This is a genomic window from Marinobacter sp. AC-23, assembly GCF_001858325.1.
Taxonomy (GTDB): Bacteria; Pseudomonadota; Gammaproteobacteria; order Pseudomonadales; family Oleiphilaceae; genus Marinobacter.
Genome location: NZ_MBPP01000047.1, coordinates 1 through 18,657, shown reverse-complemented (window position 1 = coordinate 18,657; position 18,657 = coordinate 1). Strand labels below are relative to the sequence as shown.

The 18,657-nt window shown below is 54.8% G+C and carries 15 protein-coding genes and 2 pseudogenes; all 17 read right to left on the bottom strand.

Annotation, left to right across the window (positions count from 1 at the left end; translation table 11 throughout):
- Window positions 1-395 precede the first annotated feature (395 nt).
- On the bottom strand, window positions 396-1,157 hold the full coding sequence (locus tag BCA33_RS15145; RefSeq protein WP_071267152.1) for a 2-keto-4-pentenoate hydratase: 762 nt from the start codon (window positions 1,155-1,157) through the stop codon (window positions 396-398).
- A 2-nt stretch (window positions 1,158-1,159) separates the two neighbouring features.
- Complete coding sequence (gene hydA / locus BCA33_RS15140) at window positions 1,160-2,632, bottom strand: dihydropyrimidinase (RefSeq protein WP_254774459.1); 1,473 nt, start codon at window positions 2,630-2,632, stop codon at window positions 1,160-1,162.
- A gap of 14 nt (window positions 2,633-2,646) precedes the next feature.
- Window positions 2,647-3,054: a gamma-glutamylcyclotransferase gene (locus tag BCA33_RS15135; RefSeq protein ID WP_071267150.1), complete on the bottom strand. Its 408-nt coding sequence runs from the start codon at window positions 3,052-3,054 to the stop codon at window positions 2,647-2,649.
- Window positions 3,055-3,062: 8 nt separating this feature from the next.
- A complete protein-coding gene (locus tag BCA33_RS15130; RefSeq protein WP_071267148.1) occupies window positions 3,063-4,385 on the bottom strand; it encodes a cytosine permease in 1,323 nt (440 codons plus the stop codon).
- A gap of 82 nt (window positions 4,386-4,467) precedes the next feature.
- Entirely contained in the window at window positions 4,468-5,172 is a 705-nt protein-coding gene (locus BCA33_RS15125) for a GntR family transcriptional regulator (protein ID WP_083394784.1), read from the bottom strand.
- Between the two features lie 80 nt (window positions 5,173-5,252).
- Window positions 5,253-6,017 (bottom strand): aspartate/glutamate racemase family protein, encoded by a 765-nt coding sequence (locus BCA33_RS15120; RefSeq protein WP_071267146.1) that lies wholly within the window; start codon window positions 6,015-6,017, stop codon window positions 5,253-5,255.
- A gap of 42 nt (window positions 6,018-6,059) precedes the next feature.
- Window positions 6,060-7,291, bottom strand: a pseudogene (locus BCA33_RS15115) (TRAP transporter large permease).
- 44 nt (window positions 7,292-7,335) lie between these two features.
- Window positions 7,336-7,542 carry a hypothetical protein gene (locus BCA33_RS15110; protein WP_071267144.1) on the bottom strand — a complete coding sequence of 69 codons (207 nt, stop codon included), beginning with the start codon at window positions 7,540-7,542 and terminating at the stop codon, window positions 7,336-7,338.
- Window positions 7,542-7,892 (bottom strand): TRAP transporter small permease, encoded by a 351-nt coding sequence (locus tag BCA33_RS15105; protein WP_071267142.1) that lies wholly within the window; start codon window positions 7,890-7,892, stop codon window positions 7,542-7,544. Before BCA33_RS15105 ends, BCA33_RS15110 begins: the two co-directional genes overlap by 1 nt.
- Window positions 7,889-8,887, bottom strand: a complete 999-nt coding sequence (locus tag BCA33_RS15100; protein ID WP_071267140.1) for a TRAP transporter substrate-binding protein — start codon at window positions 8,885-8,887, stop codon at window positions 7,889-7,891. Before BCA33_RS15100 ends, BCA33_RS15105 begins: the two co-directional genes overlap by 4 nt.
- Before the next feature lie 245 nt (window positions 8,888-9,132).
- A complete protein-coding gene (locus BCA33_RS15095) occupies window positions 9,133-9,705 on the bottom strand; it encodes a response regulator (protein WP_071267138.1) in 573 nt (190 codons plus the stop codon).
- Between the two features lie 242 nt (window positions 9,706-9,947).
- The gene (locus BCA33_RS15090; RefSeq protein ID WP_071267136.1) at window positions 9,948-11,096 is read right to left on the bottom strand and encodes a Wadjet anti-phage system protein JetD domain-containing protein; all 1,149 of its coding nucleotides are present in this window, start codon (window positions 11,094-11,096) and stop codon (window positions 9,948-9,950) included.
- Window positions 11,080-14,217, bottom strand: coding sequence for an ATP-binding protein (locus BCA33_RS15085; RefSeq protein WP_071267133.1), 3,138 nt, complete (start codon window positions 14,215-14,217; stop codon window positions 11,080-11,082). Before BCA33_RS15085 ends, BCA33_RS15090 begins: the two co-directional genes overlap by 17 nt.
- Window positions 14,217-14,402, bottom strand: coding sequence for an ATP-binding protein (locus tag BCA33_RS22075; RefSeq protein ID WP_071267131.1), 186 nt, complete (start codon window positions 14,400-14,402; stop codon window positions 14,217-14,219). The genes BCA33_RS15085 and BCA33_RS22075 overlap by 1 nt, the downstream gene beginning before the upstream one ends.
- Window positions 14,399-15,133, bottom strand: a complete 735-nt coding sequence (locus BCA33_RS15075) for a DUF4194 domain-containing protein (RefSeq protein WP_083394782.1) — start codon at window positions 15,131-15,133, stop codon at window positions 14,399-14,401. The genes BCA33_RS22075 and BCA33_RS15075 overlap by 4 nt, the downstream gene beginning before the upstream one ends.
- A gap of 4 nt (window positions 15,134-15,137) precedes the next feature.
- Window positions 15,138-16,634 (bottom strand): DUF3375 domain-containing protein, encoded by a 1,497-nt coding sequence (locus tag BCA33_RS15070; protein WP_071267129.1) that lies wholly within the window; start codon window positions 16,632-16,634, stop codon window positions 15,138-15,140.
- 19 nt (window positions 16,635-16,653) lie between these two features.
- Window positions 16,654-18,657: pseudogene (locus BCA33_RS15065) on the bottom strand (restriction endonuclease subunit R); the annotation flags it as partial.

The window sequence follows — 18,657 nt, the reverse complement described above, 5'->3', positions numbered from 1 at the left end:
TTGAAGCGATAGTGACTGTGGAATAGATCGGCGCAGCCGTCAGGGTCAGGCGGAGTGAACACCGGGATATTTGGCTTCTTGCTCCAGCACAGGCGAAACAGGCCCTGTACAGGATGAGGGTGAAAATGCGTTAGCACAATGGCGTCCAGCTCGCCGGGAGCCAAGCGTTTGTGCAGATCCTACCGCTATCAATCAGAATGCGGGTGGTTCCGGATTCGATCAGGGCGAAGCAGGGCTCTCGCGCAAAGGTCGCGCAACCACAACCGTAAAGTGGTATTCCGCCAGCAGCGACTTTTCCCAAAAAGGTTATGCGCATTGGGTGCTTCCAGAGGGAGTAAGGTCCATGGTTTGCCGGAGGCGATTAGAACATTCGCAGCCTCTATTACCTGCTTTCGCTAATCCAAGATCAACTCCACCTCGCCTATCTCTTCGAACACCAATCGAGCATTATGGCCGCGTTGCATTTCCAGTACGCCATTGAAGGTGCCGGTGGTGATCACTTCACCTGCTTGAAACCCCACACCACTGGCGGCAATACGGGTGTTGATCATCTGCATCAACAGCAGCGCGGGATCGCCGCCGGGGTGACCACCACGGCCCGACAAGGCGACGTCACCGTTTAGCGTCAAGCGATAGGCGGCGTCTTTCATTTGCCGCAAATTTCCGCCATCGACACCGCTGCCCAACACGAAACTGCCATGACTCAAACCATCGGCGAGTTGCCACAATGGCGGCACCTCGGGCCAGCTTTTAAACCGGCTATCGACCACCTCGATCGCCGCGTGCAGACTGGCGACTTGAGCGGCTATCTCCTCCAATGTGTAGGGTGTGTCCCGTGCTGGTAAGTCGCCTCCCAACACTACGGCCAGTTCCGGTTCGAGAAACACCCTATGGTAGTCATTCCGCGCTAGCCGCGCCGGTGAGTGGCGGCTCCGTTCACTGAACAACCGCGAGAAACGTGGCACCTCGCCCTTGATAATTCCACCGAGTTTCCAGCCCGAGGGCGTACCCAAATGCGCCGATACCCGCTCCTGAATGGCATAGGCGTCCTGCGCTTCGGTCAGTGAAATATCCTCGGGCAGCGGAATCTGCGTGTGCCGTTCGTAGGCGTCGACCAAGCGCTGAGCGCCGGCGGTTACGATCTCGTCTGGGGTCATGATCAGAAGCCTTTGGCGTTGCCGCGCGGGCGCGCCGGCCGGGGTTTGTCGCACTTTAGAAACTCACCGTAACCGGCCTCGCTCTCGGGCTTGCCGGCGCGAGATACTACCCGACCGCGGCATAGCGTAAGCATGGGGCGGCCGGTCAGCTCAAGCCCCTCGTAAGGGGTATAGTCCACGGCGTGATGCAACTCGGCGTTGCGTATGGTGCTTTTTGCCGTCGGGTCCCATAACGTCAGGTCGGCGTCACTGCCGATAGCAATGGTGCCTTTGCGTGGATATAGCCCATAGATTTTGGCGGGGTTGGTCGCGGTCAGCGCGACGAAACGGGTAACGTCGATACGCTCTTTGACCACCCCTTCAGAAAACAGAATCGGCAGACGCGTCTCAAGCCCGGGAATGCCGTTGGGGATGTGTTCAAAATGGGCGTGTTCGCCGTGCAGCTTCTTGCCCTTGTCATCCTCGAAGCGAAACGGTGCATGGTCCGAGGAGAACACCTGAAAAACGCCGGATTCGAGCCCTTGCCAAACCGCCTCTTGGGCTGCCGGATCCCGGGGCGGCGGGCTGCAGACATACTTGGCACCTTCGAACCCGTCACGATCCAGATCCTTGGCCGTGAGCATCAGATACTGAGGGCAGGTCTCACCATAGACGCGTAACCCACGGTTCTGTGCCCAACGAATCTGCTCGATGGTTTCAGTGCCGGAAACATGCACGATCAGAACCGGCACGTCGACCAGCTCGGCCAGCGAAATCGCGCGATGGGACGCCTCACGCTCGCCAATGCTCGAATGTGCTACGCCATGATAATAAGGCCCAGTGTTGCCGCTCTCAGTGAGAAGCTCGGTCAAGTAGGCGATGCAGTCAGCGTTTTCCGCGTGCACCATGACCATAGCGCCCTCGCGTCGCGCCAGCGCCAGAACATTGAGAATCTCCCGATCGTTGAGTTTGAGATCATCGTAGGTCATGTAGATCTTGAAAGAGGTATAGCCCTCTTTGATCAGCGCTGGGAGCTCCTCCTTCAACACCGTTTCGGTAGGATCGCAAACGATCATGTGGAAAGCGTAGTCAATGAAAGCCTGGCCATCGCTGCGGCGATGATAATCGTCCACCGCGGCACGCAAGCTTTGGCCCTTTTGCTGGGCAGCAAAGGGCATCACGGTGGTGGTGCCACCGCAAGCCGCGGAACGGGTACCGCTGTAAAAGCCGTCGGCCATTACCGCACCGTCGCCGAGTGGTTGATCCAGATGGCAATGCGCGTCGATGCCGCCGGGCAATACCCATAATCCTTCAGCATCGATGACCTCAGTCGCCGCGCCCAGCTCATGACCGAGTGCCACGATGCGCCCCGCCTTGATGGCGATATCGGCGTAGTAACAGTCTACAGCGGTAATGATCCGGCCGTTTTTAATCAATGTATCGAAGTTCATGACGTTGTTACCTTTATATTCGTTGTGGATGCTGGCCTGCGGCACACCCTGTTTCTCTTTCAGCGCTTCGACTGCCGACTTTCCAAATAGGCAAGCCAACCCCCACTTGCCGTGATATCCACTACCGCCGGCAGCCTGACTGCCGACTCTCTCAAGCACATGCTTAGTGAACCGGATCCGTCTTCCAGCTCTATGACCGTGAGTTCCAGCTCCGCGGGCTCATTCGGCAACAGGCTTTCGCGTAGCTGGGCGTAGGAGACCTCATAGAGCTCACCCGGTATCTTCTGCCCGTCATTCAACACCGACAAAAGCCCGGGAAATTCGTCTCGAACGGAATAGAAACGATATTTACCCGCAGTCCTGACCCTGCCCAGAAACGCGGCGCCTTCCAGAGCGAAGTTTATGGAACCGCCAGCCAGCGCCTGACCATTCACGAACATGCGTACTTTGAAATCGTCTTCTTTCATCACGGCATCTATCCATTCGATCCGATTTTCTTGACGACCAGAAAGAGCACCAGGGTAAAGGGAAAGCCCACCAGCCATGAATAGTCGAGAAACACGAAGGACGCCACCGCGCCGGCTACCAGAGACAGCATGCCTGGTAGACTGAATCCACGTGAATAGCGATAGGTTTTGTTATCGTAGAGCTTTTCCACATCGAGCTGAGTTCTGCGGATGATGAAATAGTCCGCCAGCATGATGGCGGTGGCCGGCCCTAAAAAACTCGCATAGAAGTTCTGGAACTTGAAGAAGTAATCACTGGAGAACAAATGCCAGGGGGCCGTCACCACCGAGAGCACGGCGACCAAAATAATTCCGGCATGCCAGGAAATCTTGAAGATGTCCTGGAAGGCAAGTGCCGGCGGCAAAATATTGAGGGTGAGGTTCGAGGTAATCTGCGCCAGGATGATGAACACCAGCAGCACAATGCCAAACACCGGATTAGGTGCCAGTTCGACGAGACCGGCGATCGGATCGGTGCTACCGGTTGCCAGACCGATCAGCATTCCGGACAGAATCATGAATAGCCATGGAGGGATGACGCCGAAGAAGTTGGCAATTGCGCTGACGCGCAAAATAGAACGCCCCCGCGGATTGACCTGGCGGGTCAAGTCAGAGCTGTTGAGAATAACGGTCGTCCAGTTGGCGAAGGCCGCCATCATGCCGGCGATCCACAGCAGCCCCCAGGACCCGGGTACTTCCGAGGCAGTTGAAAAATCGATGTTACCTTCTGCAAATACTATATAGAAGAAATACAACAGCATGGCGAAAATGATCAGCGACATCGCGCCATTGAATCGGGTGATCGTACCCACGCCGCGATAGGCCAGCAAACTCTGCAGGATCAATAGAAAGAAGAAATAAACCCAGACATTGCCGAGCTCGAACAAACTCGTTGTGACCTGCTCCAGGGCAAGGGCACCAATCCAAGTGCCGATGCCGTTCCAGGCAATAGCCGGTATGCATCTCAAGCTGGCGACGACCTTGGTACCTTGAGTGCCGAATGCCGTTCGCCCCTGAACGATGAACGGAATGCCGTATCGCATGCCGGCATGCCCCTGTAGCGTCATCAACAGGGCGACCAATATACTGGCAACCACCCCCGCCACAATGACCTGAACGAAATTCAGAGCGCCTACCGGATGCAACAAGTACAGCCCGATCACCATGATCTGGACGATGATGCCCGACGACCAGAAGACCAGGGCATAGCTGCTCTGAGTCATCGGCCGTTGTGCCTCCGCCACCGGCTGGAGACTATCCCGCGATGCTGAGGTGTTGTTTGTGTTGTCCATGCGGCAGTCCTCTTGTTGTTATCGTTTTAGTTGTAGCGGGTCGCGGCCCGATCATTCCAGGTCTCTACGGGTTGTCTTCACATTAACGATTGCTATCAGTAATGGCTTCACCGGTGTGCCGAACGTGATCAGATAACAGGCGTTGAGCGAGTTCGCCGTTGCGATCCTTGAGCGCCTCCAGAATGGCACGGTGTTCGTCGGTAGACTCTTGCCAGCGGTCAATGCTATCCAGAGCCAGATAACGGGCCCGCTCAAGGCGACCGAGCAAGCGCCGATGGGTTTCCTCCAGCACAGGATTCTTGGCTCCCGCCACCAGCAGGGCATGGATACGTTGGTTGAGCGCAAAATAAGCGGCGCGGTCGCCTTTCGCCTGAAGCTTCTCTAGACGCTCCTGCAGTGTTTCCAGCTGTTTGAGGTCAGTGTTGGTCATTCGGCTTGCGGCTAACCCCGCGGCAAGACCCTCAATACCGGCTTCGGCCTCAAACAGATGTTCGAGCTCCCGGGAATCGATAAGTGTCACCACAGCGTTTCGGTTGTGCCGTCTAGCGACCAGACCGTCACTAGACAGCATGCGGATTGCTTCGCGCAGCGGGGTTCGGGAAATCTGAAGTTGTTCGCACAGCTCAGGCTCAACGATGCGTGCACCTGGTGCCAACTCGCCGTGAACGATCATCTGCTGTAGTACCTTGTAGGCTTCCTGTGCCAGAGAAGTGAACTGAATGCGACGCGGATGAGGCATCGTTTCAGCGGTGTCAGATGTTAGGAGAGTGTTGTTCGTTGTGCTCATGCGCAAAACCTCCTGATAAATAGTGAAACAAGTCCCTGAAGAGGCTTGCTGCGGTAGCACTTAGCATAAACGCTTGGTGATCAAGTAAGTGGTTCATCCATCGGCTGGCGGCCCACCAAAGCAGCAAGCGCAGAGCCGAGGCCTTGGCATGGCTTGGTCGGGGGCTGAGTATAGCTGCCGGCAGAGGGCGTCCTGGCTGCCATGTCGACCATGGCCTGAGCCTGAATCAAGGCGCAGGTTACACCGTCGATGGTCGGTACCGGCATCCGGTCGGACACTGAGCGAGCCAAGCCGGCAAGAGGCGCACCAGCGAGGATCAGCACGTCTGCGCCATCCTCTTTTACCGCGCGGCGGCCTAGTTCAATCAGGCGCTCGCCCTGATTTTCCTGTACCCGGCCAATATGCTGCAACGGCTCGTCCAGGGCGCGAATGCTCGCCAGTCGCCCTTCGAGGCCGTGAGATGCGATGCATTCGCGGTACCAGGCCTGGATACGTTGCGAAATAGCAATGACCGAGAAGCGCCCACCGTGCTGGCACGCACTCATCAGGGCTGCCTCGGTCATGCCCACCACAGGGATCGGCATGATCTCGCGCAAGGCGTTAAGCCCAGGATCGCCGAAAGCGGCGACCACGATGGCGTCGTGCTGTTCATAATGTTCCGCTGCGATTTGCATGGAGGCATAGCCGCCGATCAAGGCTTCTGCTCGGGTCTCTATATAGGCCACGCCAAAACGGGCGGTGGCCATGGTCAATTCGGTTGCTGAACGAATGCTGCGAGAGGCTTCATTCTCGATCAGGCGAGTCACGTCTTGGGAAATATTAGGATTGATGACTAGCAGTTTCATGGCAAGCTCTTTGCTTTTTATAATGAGGGCGTCGGGCTTGGCTCAATAGCCAAGCGCTCTGGGCAACCAAGTGACGATGCCGGGGAAGATCAAGCATGCGGCCAGCACCACATACTGGAAAACAATAAAAGGCCAGGCGCTCTTCATTAGTTCATTGAGGCTGATCTGCGAAATGCCGCACATCACGAACAGCAGTACGCCTACCGGTGGTGTCATCATGCCGACCACCAGATTCATCACGAACAGGAAGCCGAATAACAAAGGGTCAATGCCGTACGACAGGGCGATTGGTGACAGCAGCGGTACCAGCATGATGAATGCGGCGTTTGATTCGATGAACATGCCCACCAAGATCAACAGACCCATAACCAATAGCATGAAAGTCATCGGATCGGAGGTGAAGTCCTGCAACCAACTGGCCAACTGCATCGGTATCAAGTCGATGGTGAAGGCGAAGGTCATGGTGGAGGCAAAGGCAATCAGGGCACCCACCATGGCAGCGGTTATTGCAGCTCTGAACATGGCCTTGGGCAGATCGGAAAGTCGTAGCTGGCGTGTGACGAAAAATCCCATCAACAGCGCGTAGACCACGGCAATTGCTGCGCCTTCGGTAGCGGTAAACGCGCCCGCGACGATACCGCCGACGATCACGACGGGCATCAAAAGGATGGGCAGGGCGCGCCAGGTCTGGATCAGGGTTTGCTTCAGCCCGATGCTGCCTTCGGTCAGGGGGTAGCGCCGACGTGCCGAAATGAACGAGGCAAGCCCCATGAAACCAATCGCCAGAATGATGCCCGGTACCACACCGGCCATGAAGAGTCCGCCGACGGAAACACTGGAGCCTGCCATCAACGCATAGACGATCATGGCGTTGCTGGGCGGAATAATGGCTCCAAGGTTGGCGGCAGAGGCCACCACCGCACTGCTGTATCCGGTGCCATATTTCTCGCGCATAGAGGGTATCAGGGCGCTTCCCAATGCACTGGCGCTGGCTACAGCAGCGCCGCTGACGGCGGCGAGCACCATGCCGGCGAGAATCGCCACATGGGCCAGGCTCCATGCACGCGACCGACCAGCGAGTTGGCGAAATCGACCAGGCGTTGCAGAATGCCTGCGGCGACCATCAATTCACCGGCCAGCATAAATAGCGGGATAGCCATTAATGGGAAGTTGTCGATGGAGTGCATCATGCGCTGGGGCATGATCGAAAAATCCATATCGCCGACGAAGAGTCCGACCAGCGAAGCCAGGCCGAGGGCAAAGGCGAGCGGCATGCGCAGCAAGGCGAAAATCAGGAAAGTGAAAACAATAGCTAACGTCATGAGGTCTCTCCTTCCTTACTCGCTGCGGGAGCGCTGGGAAGTGGTTCGATCTCGAAAACCTGCGCGATCAGGTGCAGCAGGCTATGTCCGGCACTAATCAACACGGCTATATAGAAAACGGCGGCGGTCACTGGAACCGTGGGCATTAGCTGCTGCCATTTATCTCCCACCGCGCCCAGAGACAGCCACACCAAGGCCACCATCAAAAGGCACTGGCTAAGGCCATTAAACGAGCCAAGTGCCGCTGAAACGTCTCGGAAAATAAGCTGGCGACCGCGTCAATACCTACGTGTATGCCGACTTTGATGCCATGTGGAATGGCTAGAAAGATCGCCCAGACGAAGAACAAGCGCGACAGCTCATCCGCTGAGTCAATGGAAGTGGATAACACAAAGCGAGCAAAAACCTGGGCCGATACCAGTAGCGTCATCAGACCCATGGCCAGAATGATCGCATAATAGGATGTGCGATCGATCGCCAGTATTGCCACCAGAAAGCGACGTTGCGCCGGACTGGAAGAATGCGCTTCCAACCACGGCGTTCCAGGTTTCATTTTTTCAAAACCGCCTGCACGCTTTCGACTATTGCCGGATCGATTTTGTCTTTCAGATCATCGACAACGCTCTGGGTTGCTTGTCTCAGCTCTTCGCGAGTCTCAGGGGAAAGGGAGGTGAATTCCATGCCCCGATCAATCAGCGTTTGGCGAGCAGTGTCGGCTTCCTCGGCTGCTTTGCCGCGCTGCCACTTGACGGCGACATCCATGGCGTCCTTGACGGCTTGCTGCTGTTCTTTGCTGAGGGACTCGAACTTCTTCAGGTTGGCAACGATGACAATATAGTCGTAGAAGTGACGGCTATCGGACAGATATTTTTGCACCTCGTCGAGACGCCGCGTGGCGATGACGCTATACGGGTTTTCCTGACCGTCAATTACGCCCTGCTGGAGCGCACCGTAAACTTCCTTTATGCCCATGGAAACGGGATTGGCACCCAGGGCTCGGAAAGTATCGAGGTGGGTCTGGTTGGGTTGAAGACGAATCTTGAGCCCGTCAAAATCTGCTTTAGATTCAATCGGACGCACATTGTTGGTGACATTGCGAAAGCCAAGCTCCATATAGCCGAGGGCGGTGAATCCCTTTTCGGCCAACTTCTCGTTGAGCATATCGCCCACTTCGCCGTCGATGACGCGGAAGGCGTCTTCGCGATTGTCGAAAGCGAACGGCAGGCTTAGAGCCTCAAATTCCGGCACTATTCGCGACAGGTAAGCGATGCCCACCCAGGTGCCCATGACTGCTCCGGAACTCACCTGATCGATGTTCTCTCCTGCGCCGCCTAGCTGCATGTTGGGAAAGAGTTGTGCGGTAACGTCGCCATCGGTGCGGCTGGCCAGTTCTTTCTTGAAGATTTCCATGGCTTGGCTGCTGGAGTGATCTTCGGGAAAGTTACCGCCAAAGCGCAGGTTTTCGGCGCTGGCGAACAGCGGTGTGCTGAGTGCCGCGGCCATCAGCCAAGTCGTGCAGTGACGAGTTAGACGTGTTGTTTTTATCATCGTGAGATTTCCTTCGCTGCGGTTTTTTTTGAAACGATCTTGCTATAAAAGCAAGAAAGGCGATGCGCTGAAAAATCATAGGCCAAGTGTTCTTGAATTTCAAAATACAAAATACTGTTTTTTAAATTGTCCTTTAAAATAATGAAGTTAGGTTTTTTAAAAATTAGCTTTAAGAAGAATGTTTATGAGAATCGCACTGGGAAACAGTGGTCTTGAATAGCTGAGCGGAATTCCACGCGAAGAAATCAGGCTGAGGTTGCCTTACCTTGGTCCTTCGCGGCCACCAGGTGATAGTGAATAACGCTGCGGAGCTCCATCGGACGAACGGGCTTTTGCACGAGCCGCAGGCCGCTCTTTTCAACCTGTTGCAGATGTTCGCTGTTTGTTGTCCCGGAGATGATTGCGCAGGGAATATTGCGACCGAATCGTTCTCTCAACTGATCAATAACGTCGAGTCCGTTACTCTGGCCTCGCAATGAGAGATCGGACAATATGAGGTCAGGAATCAATCCCGACGACTCAAGGCAGTCGATGCTTTCTACCAGTGATACTGCCATGGTAACTTTGTACTGCCACTGGGAAAGCAGTATTTCCATGGCTGCAAGGATGTCCCGGTCGTCATCGATTACTAGGATATGCTGGCCGGTCCGATTCCATGACTGCGCATCAATTTCCTGTTCGGTTGACTCAATCAGAGCTTCGCTACCCACAGGGATATGGATACCGAAAACCGACCCTTTGCCCACAACAGATCGCAAGTCGAGCGGGTAATCAAGCAGTTCGCAAATCCGCCGGACGATAGCCAGGCCAAAACCCAACCCTTTTGCCTGGCTTCCGTTTTGAAGCCAGTGGATCGGTCTGTGTAAGACTAACCGCCCGGTGACGATCATCGATTCGTTGAAGGCGCTGGTTTTCGCAACCTGAGCCACCTTTTGTGGTGTTCAACCAAGTTTGGTCACTGCATGAGAGGCAAGTCGATATCTCGCCATAGCTGCAGCGGCGGTCAGCCCGCCGTCAAAAGTGTGGGATCTGATTTGGATGTAATAGCCTGTTCCGTATCTTAGAACCTCTCCAACCAATGAGACACGGAAGTATGGACAAGGTTATCCGGCAGAAATTCTTGTTCCAATCGTCCTTTTTCTCGCCGTAGCAGCTCGATATAAAATACTCGCTCTTCAGGTGTGAGGCCGGCCACGGGCATAGAGTCAGCTGGTTGCGGCTCTTGCACCGCTTTGTCGCTGGCAAAGGAATTGAAAATAGCCTCGTTCATGAGTAACGGCAGTAAAGCGGGTTGGAACTCTCGGGCCCGAGCCAGCATGGTTAGCCCCCAGGTATCCATGTCGCCCCAATAAGCCACTTTTTTCTCAGCGAGCCAGCAAGCACGCATCCACGATAAATTCAGGCCAGCCCCCAAGACCGCAACCGTGTTAGGAGCGTAAGGCAACTGGTGAACGCAGCGTTCGTTTTCGATAATAAGAACGTATGCGCCGGGTAAAGGTGTTTTTAATAGCTCGCGGGCACGAACCCGAAGTTGTGAAAATGGGAGTAACCCGCCGTCCAGATCGACAATCAACAACCAATGATGGCCCTCATCATCTGCGCCAAGAAAGGCTTCCAAACCAAGTTCACTCGCTTGGCCGGCAAACAGAATATCCAGCATCTGGATAAGAAGCTGTCGGTTCCGTTCGAAAAACTTGGTGTCGACTCCACCTACCGACAAAGCTCGAAGCGGTTTCCCCTCTGCAAAACCTGGCGATAAAAGGCGAGAGGTCTCTGCAGACTGAATAACTTCATTTTCGGGCTTGTCCAGAACCAGGCGGCACTTTCGGATCAGTAAACGGCGAAAACACTCATCCACTTCAGGTACTAGACGGCATAGGGTCTGGTACTCCTTGTTGATCTCGTTGTTGTTTGTCGCCGCAATCCACTCACTAGGCGAACTCAGCACCCAAAACTCGGGAACCTGAACGTCCTTGCTAGCACTGCGAAATGTTTGGAACGTCCAGTCCACCTGCCCTACTGTCACATCGCGCCACAGATCAAAGTGTTTCCGAACCCTTTCCAGGTTCTCAGAAATAATGCGCCCGGATGGCTTACCAATTGCAATTTTGAGTGGCCAGCTGTCAGGGTTAAGCAGGCGCTGCTCTCTCAGATCAGCATTTTGCCATTGCCTGGCAAGCTTCAATGCCAACTCAGCTGGGGATTTCATGAGGTTTCCGGGTCATTTTTTCTGCGTGGGCTTCCAACTCTTCCCAGCTCAGGGATGTCAGCGTTGCTCGCGTCTCTTTGCGGTGAACAAGAATCGCCGAACGAGTGTGGTCCCGTAGCAGTCTCATCTCCTTATTGGGCGTGACGAACAACGGATGCAATCCAAATTCATTGAGCGCTGAAATGATTCGGCCAGCGACGGCGTGGGAGCTCTTGGAGAATGCCTCATCGAGAATAATGGTGCCGAAAAGCGGTTGGGTGGCTCCGTCAGGGCACAGGGCATAGCTCAAGGAAGCCGTCAGAATGTAGCTTGCGATGATTTCTTTCTCGCCACCACTGCCGCCCTGGGAACCGGTTCTGGTTTCAATGACGACGCCGGTTTCTCGATCAAGTACCGAAACGACAAATTGCAGCCGGTAGCGAGGGTCGAGCAGGGCGCGAGCGCCTACTGTGCGTTTGTTGTCGCTGGCATCCCGCAGCAGTTTCACCATATTTTCAAGGGCCCGGAAATGGCTCTCACCCTGATCGCCCTTCAACGCATCCGCGCGTAACTGACGTTGCGCCTGTTCAAGAGTGCGCAGTGATTCATGGGTAACGCGCCTGGGCTCAAGCTTGAGATACCGGCCGGGCTGGAAGTCTACCCGCTGCAGGGTCGCATTGAGGTCTGCTATACGCTCCTCAATAACCGTCACTTCGTTTTTTATGTGGGCGAGAAGCTGAGTGACGCCCTGATCTGACGAATGGTTCAGGTAATTCAGGAAACGTTCCAGCTTTTCGGGTAAGGCTTCTTCTTCGAGAATGCGCAGTCGTTCCAGGTATTCTGGTATATCGAGAATGTCACTACCGATTTCTGAAAGCGCGCCCGTATCGATCGTCTTGGCTTTCCCCATCTGCTGGGTCAGGCTGAGTTCGAACCCGCTCACTCGCTGGGATAGAGTCTTGATATCATCGTCGAGCGTGACTCCCTGCTTCCGTTCTAGCTGGTCGAGCTTATCGTGTTGGCCGGTGTCCGGCGGGCTGAAGTGGTCGTTGGCCAAGGCCAGTTGGTCGTCGGTCAGCCCTTCGCCAATCCGTTCCAGCATTTCTGCAACCCGTTCGGTGGCGCGTGTGCGTCGCTCTTCCAACCTTACTTGATGAGAACGTTCGTCAGCTAGCGTCTGTTGCGTAACCGACAGTTCGCTGTCCACTGCCTCGAATTGTTTGCGAGCTTTTTCAACGTCAGAGTCCGGGGCGGTCAAAGCGTTGTATCGCTCTTGCAGCGCCTTTCGCTCGGATACAGCGCCGGGAAGGTCAATCTGCTGGAAACTAATGTCTGACAAGCTGGAGTAAAGTTGATATCTGGTTCGCGTATCGGTGAGCGCCTTACGGGCAGACTCTAAATTCGCCTCAGCCTCGTCGGTCTGGCGCTGAGTCACGGTGAGCTCGTCGGTCAAAGCGGCTAAGCGATCACGGTTGTCAAAGCCGGTCATCCAGCCCCTGTTGAGTGGCTTGTTATCCTGCTTTTCGAAAAAGCCACGCTGGCCGGACATCAGGCCTTCTCTGGTCATGCCATGAGGCTTTTCGCGCAGTGCTTCTGGTGACGGAACGCAGTGCCGGTCGATGCCTGCCAGAAACTTCTTTAGCGCCTCTCGGTGTGGGTGCTCTTTGAAGTTCAGTTTGCGGGTGAAGCCGTCATCCATAAACTGAGGTTGGCTTTTCGGCGCCTCGGCTTCAAGCAGGCGAACGTGAAGGCGGTTGTCTCGCTGGTTCACCCAGTCCAACGCCGTTTTCATTGCGGCTGTCGGCACCAACAATCTCAATCGGTGGCCGCCAATGGCACGTTCGATTGCGCCGCGCCAGGCTTTCTCTTCCTCTTTGACTTCCAGCAGTTCTGCCACAAATGGCAGATTTTCTTCTTCTAGGTGTAGGGCCGTTGCCAATTCACTGCGAAACTCCTGAAACCGGCCATCGATGTTCGACGCCGGGCGCGCCTTAATGCGATCAAGCTCGTCACGGAGTTCATTGATAGCATCCCCGAGCTTGCTACATTCCACGCCGCGTTTCAGCACCGTTTGATCCTGGTTTTCCTGCAATTCTGAAAGCTGCTGTTGCTTTTCCTTGCATGTCTGTTGATTGGATATAAGGGCTGAAGCGCTGAGCGTATCGTCCAGCCCTAGCCTTGATGCCAGCTTAAGGTAGTTATCCGAATCGTTTTGTCGCTCCTGGACCCACCGTTCCTGTTGTGAGATCTGCTCTTTGAGCTGCTCGATACTGGCCCCGCCAGCTTGCAGATAAATGTCACTGAGCGTGTTTGCTTTATGTTTTAGCGCTGAGACCGCAGCATCCAGCGATAAACTGTTCGCGCTGCTTTCCTCAAGCTTCCCCTTAAGCTCATTGATCTGGTCAGTCCACAGTTGGTACCCGGTCATCGCATACCAGACAGGCAATATATCTTTTAGGGTTTGCGTTTTACCCAGTGTCTCTTTGGTAGCCTGATACTTCTGATAGGTTTCGCAGATAGGCAGTAGCGATTGGTGTTGTCGGCGCGCCGTTTCCAATTCCCCATGGATGGTTGCCAGGTCATCGAACTCACTGGCCACTTCGCCTGCTCGTTCAAAAGCGGAATGATCATCAAGAACCAGCTCACGGAAAATGTCGTCAATACTGTTCAGTTGCTTGAGCCCGGCCGCTCGGTTGAGCAGGGTGAAGGCGTTTTCGCCCACTTCGAAAAAACGCCTCACCTGCGCCAGGTATGCCTTTTTGCTGTCGTTGATCTGGATACCGGTAGCGTCTCGGGCATGTTGCTTCAGTTCTCGTGCGCCACCCTCATGATGGATTGCCAGCCAATTATCCAGGTTTTGGTCATCCCGTTCCGAGAACAACCACAGGCGCTTCAGGTCGCTAACCGAAGAACTGCTGCCTTCAACCCAGAATATCGCACCAATCCGTATTGCTTTGTCGCCGTTGTGAAATCGAGCACTCACCGCCGTGATTGTTTTGCCGGGCCGGGCAACGTGACTGTTGTCTCCGGAATTGTTACCGGCGCCGGACACGCCACGGATGTAGGATATCAGGTCGCGGTCGCTCTCATGGCCACCTGTTGACGCAAGATTATATCGCGGCTGATGGGTTAGCAGTGTCATCAGGCATCCACAAGCGTCGTTTTTCCGCTCCCTGTTGGGCCAATGATGGCGGTGCCTTTGGAATCGATTTCCGCGCAGTGGCGCCCACCAAACGGCCCCCAGTTGTAAAGATCCAAGTGCGTCAGGATGAACGCTGAGAAGGGAAGAATTTCTGTGGCAAAGAGTTCCTCTTGTGACCGTGTCATGGTTTGTCCTCCTCAGCACCCGGTTGCTGACCGGTCAGTTTTCGGAAGTGTTGCAAAAGGTTCTGGAGGTTTTCAGGGTTGGCGAGATGGGTGATGATAGGCCTGATCACAACTTGGTTGTTGGCATCGACTTCCGACACAATACCGTGGTTCTTAAGGTTTTCCAGCAGGTTGCGCAACCGCTTTTGATCTCGAGCGTCGCTGCCAGTATCTCCCAAGTACAGTTGTAGCTGTGGCAATAGCTCATCCAGCTCAATCGACGCCTCGCCGGCGCCCAGTCCTGCCTCCTGTTCATGGGCAATAAAGTGCTGGCGCAGGATAGCAATGAGCAGCGATTGCTCCAGATTGAGCCGTTGACGGCGTATCAATGGGTGCGACCACTCATCATCTTCCTCGGCGAACAGCTGAGCGGATACAACCAGAAAAGCCAGGCCCCGGATGTCATCAATCTTCAGGCGGAGGTCCAAAGGCTCCAGGATTTGATCGATAGCCGAGGTTTGATTGATGGCAATCTGGTAAAGGTTGGGCTTGCGGTCCGCTTCGAGCAACCCGTATTTCAAGAGTTCTTGCGCGGCTATTTTCAGGTTTTTGGGCGTGTATTGGGTTGATTCAGCCTCGGTAGAAGCCAGCGACTGCTCCGGATTGGCAGGTTCCGCGGGGATGTTTGGAACTTGATCATTCGGGGGCGTCTCTTCTGTTTTGGCCGTCAGACGACCGAAAAAATCAGACATAGCATTAAAGCTCCCACGTTATGGATTGCACCGCGTCCCGCGTTAGTGCCAGTTTCGGAACGTAAAAACGTAATGTGTTGCCCAGAGTATCGGTTACGTCAACGACTTCCTGATGTTCGGAAATAGCCACCTCCGCTTCACGGGCCATGCTCAGCCAGAGTGCCAGGGTTTCCAAATCATGAGTGGGCGGAAGATGGCTGGCAAGATTGGCCATTGTCATAGGCTGATTGGTTACCGACAGTAATTCTACCGTCTCCCGGAACAGCGCTTCCCGGTCGAGACCGTCAAATGCGCGCCAGAACTCCTCATCAACATCACCAAGGTCGACGCCCTGCTCAGCCAGCTCAAGATCTTTGGATTCTTCTTCCGCGGCAGATTTGAATCTCAGCCGTTCCACCAGAGGCAAGCTTGACGTGGCGACGGCAATCGGGGGCAGGGGAGCGTCACTGTTACGCAGTTGGTGATTCGACCAATCGAGTGCAAGCGCTGTATTGAGTATGCCGTTCAACAACGCGCCAACCCTGTGGTTTTCTGCAGCAAGGCCCGTCTTCAAAAAGCCTTTGACGTCACGCTCACTGCGCGCACGGGCTTTGATAACCGATGCCGACTCTTGAATCAATCGGATCACCAGCCAGCGAAGGTCGTCCTGTTGCTGTTTGGTTAAAGCATGACGCGTCGAAGGATGGCGTAATATTGTTCGCAGTCGGAGTTTCATATTGTCCAGCTCGGTCGAGCGGCTTAGCTGCTCGTGAAACCCATGAAAGACCTTGCCCTCGGAGGTTTCCAGTAAACTGTCGTGACCATCCAACAACCGATCCACAACGTCCCCGCGATGCTGTTGCTCGCTAACAATAGACTGGCGCAGGCGCCGGTCTGCGGCCCGATAAGAGTCCTCTACTCGCCGGAAGTCAGCCTGCAAACTGGTTGCCAGGTTGAATACCTCTCGTATACCCTCGGCGGCTTCAACGCCTTCCAGAACGTTGAATTGACCCGCTTCAACCTCCGCCAACTCTGTTTCAAGAGCTTTTATGTTTCTCCGAATATGATCGGCGCGGCTCTGTGCGTCCGGGTTAAGGCGGGTTTCGAGATTCTCGATCTCACGCTGCACGGTCGCCAGACGGGAAGCGGTGGACGTCATGATTCGATCATCCAGGCTCTCCACAAAGCTGAGGGCTTTTTGCAGCGCATCGGTCGCAATCAGTCGTCCCTCACGCTCCACGATTAACCCGCGTCGAATCCAGGATCTCAACTCGCGCCGCGCATCGCCTGCCGGATCGTCAGTTTGCAGCTCGAACTCGTCGTTGTTGGCGTGCTCCGTGAGGATGTCTGTCAGCATCTGCTGTGCGTCTTCGAGAAGAATCTCGTCTTGGTTCCGCTCCATCAGGGCTTGAAGGCAGCTCAGCACAAGCGGCCCCCTTGTTGCAGACAAAAGCTTCCAAGCCGGATGGTGATGCCGTGCGACAAGATAGGCCTGGGTTCGGAGATGCGTATCTGCTTTCATGTCGGCGTCCTGCAATGGTTCAATCAGCGTTGGCAGATTTCCCAACAACGTCCATTAGCTTGGCGTAGTCCGTTACCACGTCATACTTCACTTTATCCTGAGTAATCCGCTGACTGATTTCATCAAAGAACTTTCTCGCACATTCGATTTTGGTCTTTTCAATCTCCCGCAGCTTCATCGACGACATAGTGCCTTTGGTCTCGGCAACAAAGTAGATGTGCTTGACGTTGCCAGTACGGAAAGAAATGGCCCAGTCTGGGTTGTAATCGCCCACAGGGGTGGGAATCAGGAAGCCCCGCGGCAGTTTGGCATAAACCACCACTTCACTGCTGGTGTCCAATTCTTGCACAAAGAGGCGCTCAACCTTGGAGTCGGTAATGGCATAGTCGTATACGTGGTTCTTCAGTTTCTCTGTCGCGCGTGAGAAGTCCTGGCCGGTTTGGCTGGCGGTAAAGATATCCACGTCGTAGCGTTCATCGACTTCATCGTAGGCCAGTCGCTCAATCACCATGGCGGCTTTTTGTTCGGTGATTAGCCGGGACGCCTCGGCAATGAAGTGCTCCGGGTTTTGCCGGAATTGATTAAACACCGCAGGCTGAATCCCCTTTAGAATCTGCGCCGCCGTGTCACGGGTCAGTTGGGTATTTTCACTCACCTTACCCAGCAGGTCATATCGCACCAGGGAGCGAACCGAATCACCGTACTCGGTGGCTGTTTCCTCAACCTTGAAGCCACCGCCCGTTCGCAACTGCTCATCCGTAAGGCCATCGTGTTGAATGCCTTTGTGAACGGTGTACTGCAGTGGTGTAACGCGCAGTTCCTTGTCCAGCGCAGAGATGCACTTGTGCACCAACTCCTCAGAGTTAAACTCGACCCGATACACCGCCTTGCGATTGATGCGTTGCCACAGAGCCTGGAACTCTTTTTTGTCGAAGTTGGCATTGAGCAGGTTGGTCTTCGGCTTGCGGCCATCCTCGATTTTTGGCAGTTGGGCTTCACTGAACACCGTATCAATCAGCGCGAATACTTCATCCGCATAAGGCTTCAGCTCTTCTGGCAAGTCGGCCAGAACGCCTTGTGACTTGGCCTCGTGGTATGCCTCGGCAATCTGGTCTGTGTCGTCGGTGTAGTCGTTCTTTACCAGGTAGCGGTAAACCTGCTTAGCCATGGCGGGTGTTATTTCGACAGTGCCTTGTTCGGTAATCAGCTGCTTGCCCGTGAAATAGGCTTCTGTTGCTTGCCGTGGGCGTGCGCTCAGTGTTTCGCTTATTTCGTGCTGTAGGCCAGCAACAAAATCCTTGTAGCTCTCGCTGGCAATAACAGTCAGCACGTTGATGTCATGTACCACCGCCGGGTGATCAACCCGATCACCATGCCGGTCTACACAAAGGCGCAAGCCACGGCCAACTTCCTGCCGGCGCGAGATGCTGTTGTCGCTGTGCTTGAGCATGCACATGATAAACACATTGGGGTTGTCCCAGCCCTCGCGCAACGCCGAGTGAGAGAAGATGAATCGTGTTGGTTCCTGAAAGGATAGCAGGCGCTCTTTGTCTTTAAGGATTAAGTCGTAGGCACTCACGTCGTCGGAGTCGACCGCGCGGGCCCCTACCACCGGGTCTTTCAGGCGCTTGGTTTTTTTGTCGATGGAAAAATAGCCGTTGTGCGTCGCGGCCGGCTCAATAGCTTCCAGGTACGTGCGGTAAGCGTGATTGTCGATGGCCAGCTCAGACAAGTATTCGTTCTTCAGCAACTGATATTCTTCCTCGAAGATGCGGGCATATTCACCCTTTTCATCTTCCTGGCCGTAATCGCGGTACTTAACCACCTCGTCGATAAAGAACAACGACAGCACCTTGATGCCCTGCACGAACAATTGTTTCTCGCGGTCCAAATGGGCCTTGATGGTTTCGCGAATCTGGATGCGGCGAATATCCCGCTCAGACACATCACCGCTGGCTTCACCTGCTTTTAATACCAATCCGTTAGTGAATTCTACGGTGTCCGTGGTGGCGTCGATTTGGCT

Bases quoted from the DNA above. Each gene is read 5' to 3' on its own strand.
- BCA33_RS15105 (WP_071267142.1), bottom strand. From the start codon at position 7,892: ATGAAACCTGGAACGCCGTGGTTGGAAGCGCATTCTTCCAGTCCGGCG.
- BCA33_RS15130 (WP_071267148.1), bottom strand. From the start codon at position 4,385: ATGGACAACACAAACAACACCTCAGCATCGCGGGATAGTCTCCAGCCG.
- BCA33_RS15145 (WP_071267152.1), bottom strand. From the start codon at position 1,157: ATGACCCCAGACGAGATCGTAACCGCCGGCGCTCAGCGCTTGGTCGAC.
- BCA33_RS15135 (WP_071267150.1), bottom strand. From the start codon at position 3,054: ATGAAAGAAGACGATTTCAAAGTACGCATGTTCGTGAATGGTCAGGCG.
- BCA33_RS15100 (WP_071267140.1), bottom strand. From the start codon at position 8,887: ATGATAAAAACAACACGTCTAACTCGTCACTGCACGACTTGGCTGATG.
- BCA33_RS15090 (WP_071267136.1), bottom strand. From the start codon at position 11,096: ATGAAATCCCCAGCTGAGTTGGCATTGAAGCTTGCCAGGCAATGGCAA.
- BCA33_RS15125 (WP_083394784.1), bottom strand. From the start codon at position 5,172: ATGAGCACAACGAACAACACTCTCCTAACATCTGACACCGCTGAAACG.
- BCA33_RS15120 (WP_071267146.1), bottom strand. From the start codon at position 6,017: ATGAAACTGCTAGTCATCAATCCTAATATTTCCCAAGACGTGACTCGC.
- BCA33_RS15075 (WP_083394782.1), bottom strand. From the start codon at position 15,133: ATGTCTGATTTTTTCGGTCGTCTGACGGCCAAAACAGAAGAGACGCCC.
- BCA33_RS22075 (WP_071267131.1), bottom strand. From the start codon at position 14,402: ATGACACGGTCACAAGAGGAACTCTTTGCCACAGAAATTCTTCCCTTC.
- BCA33_RS15085 (WP_071267133.1), bottom strand. From the start codon at position 14,217: ATGACACTGCTAACCCATCAGCCGCGATATAATCTTGCGTCAACAGGT.
- BCA33_RS15110 (WP_071267144.1), bottom strand. From the start codon at position 7,542: ATGGTGGCCTTGGTGTGGCTGTCTCTGGGCGCGGTGGGAGATAAATGG.
- BCA33_RS15070 (WP_071267129.1), bottom strand. From the start codon at position 16,634: ATGAAAGCAGATACGCATCTCCGAACCCAGGCCTATCTTGTCGCACGG.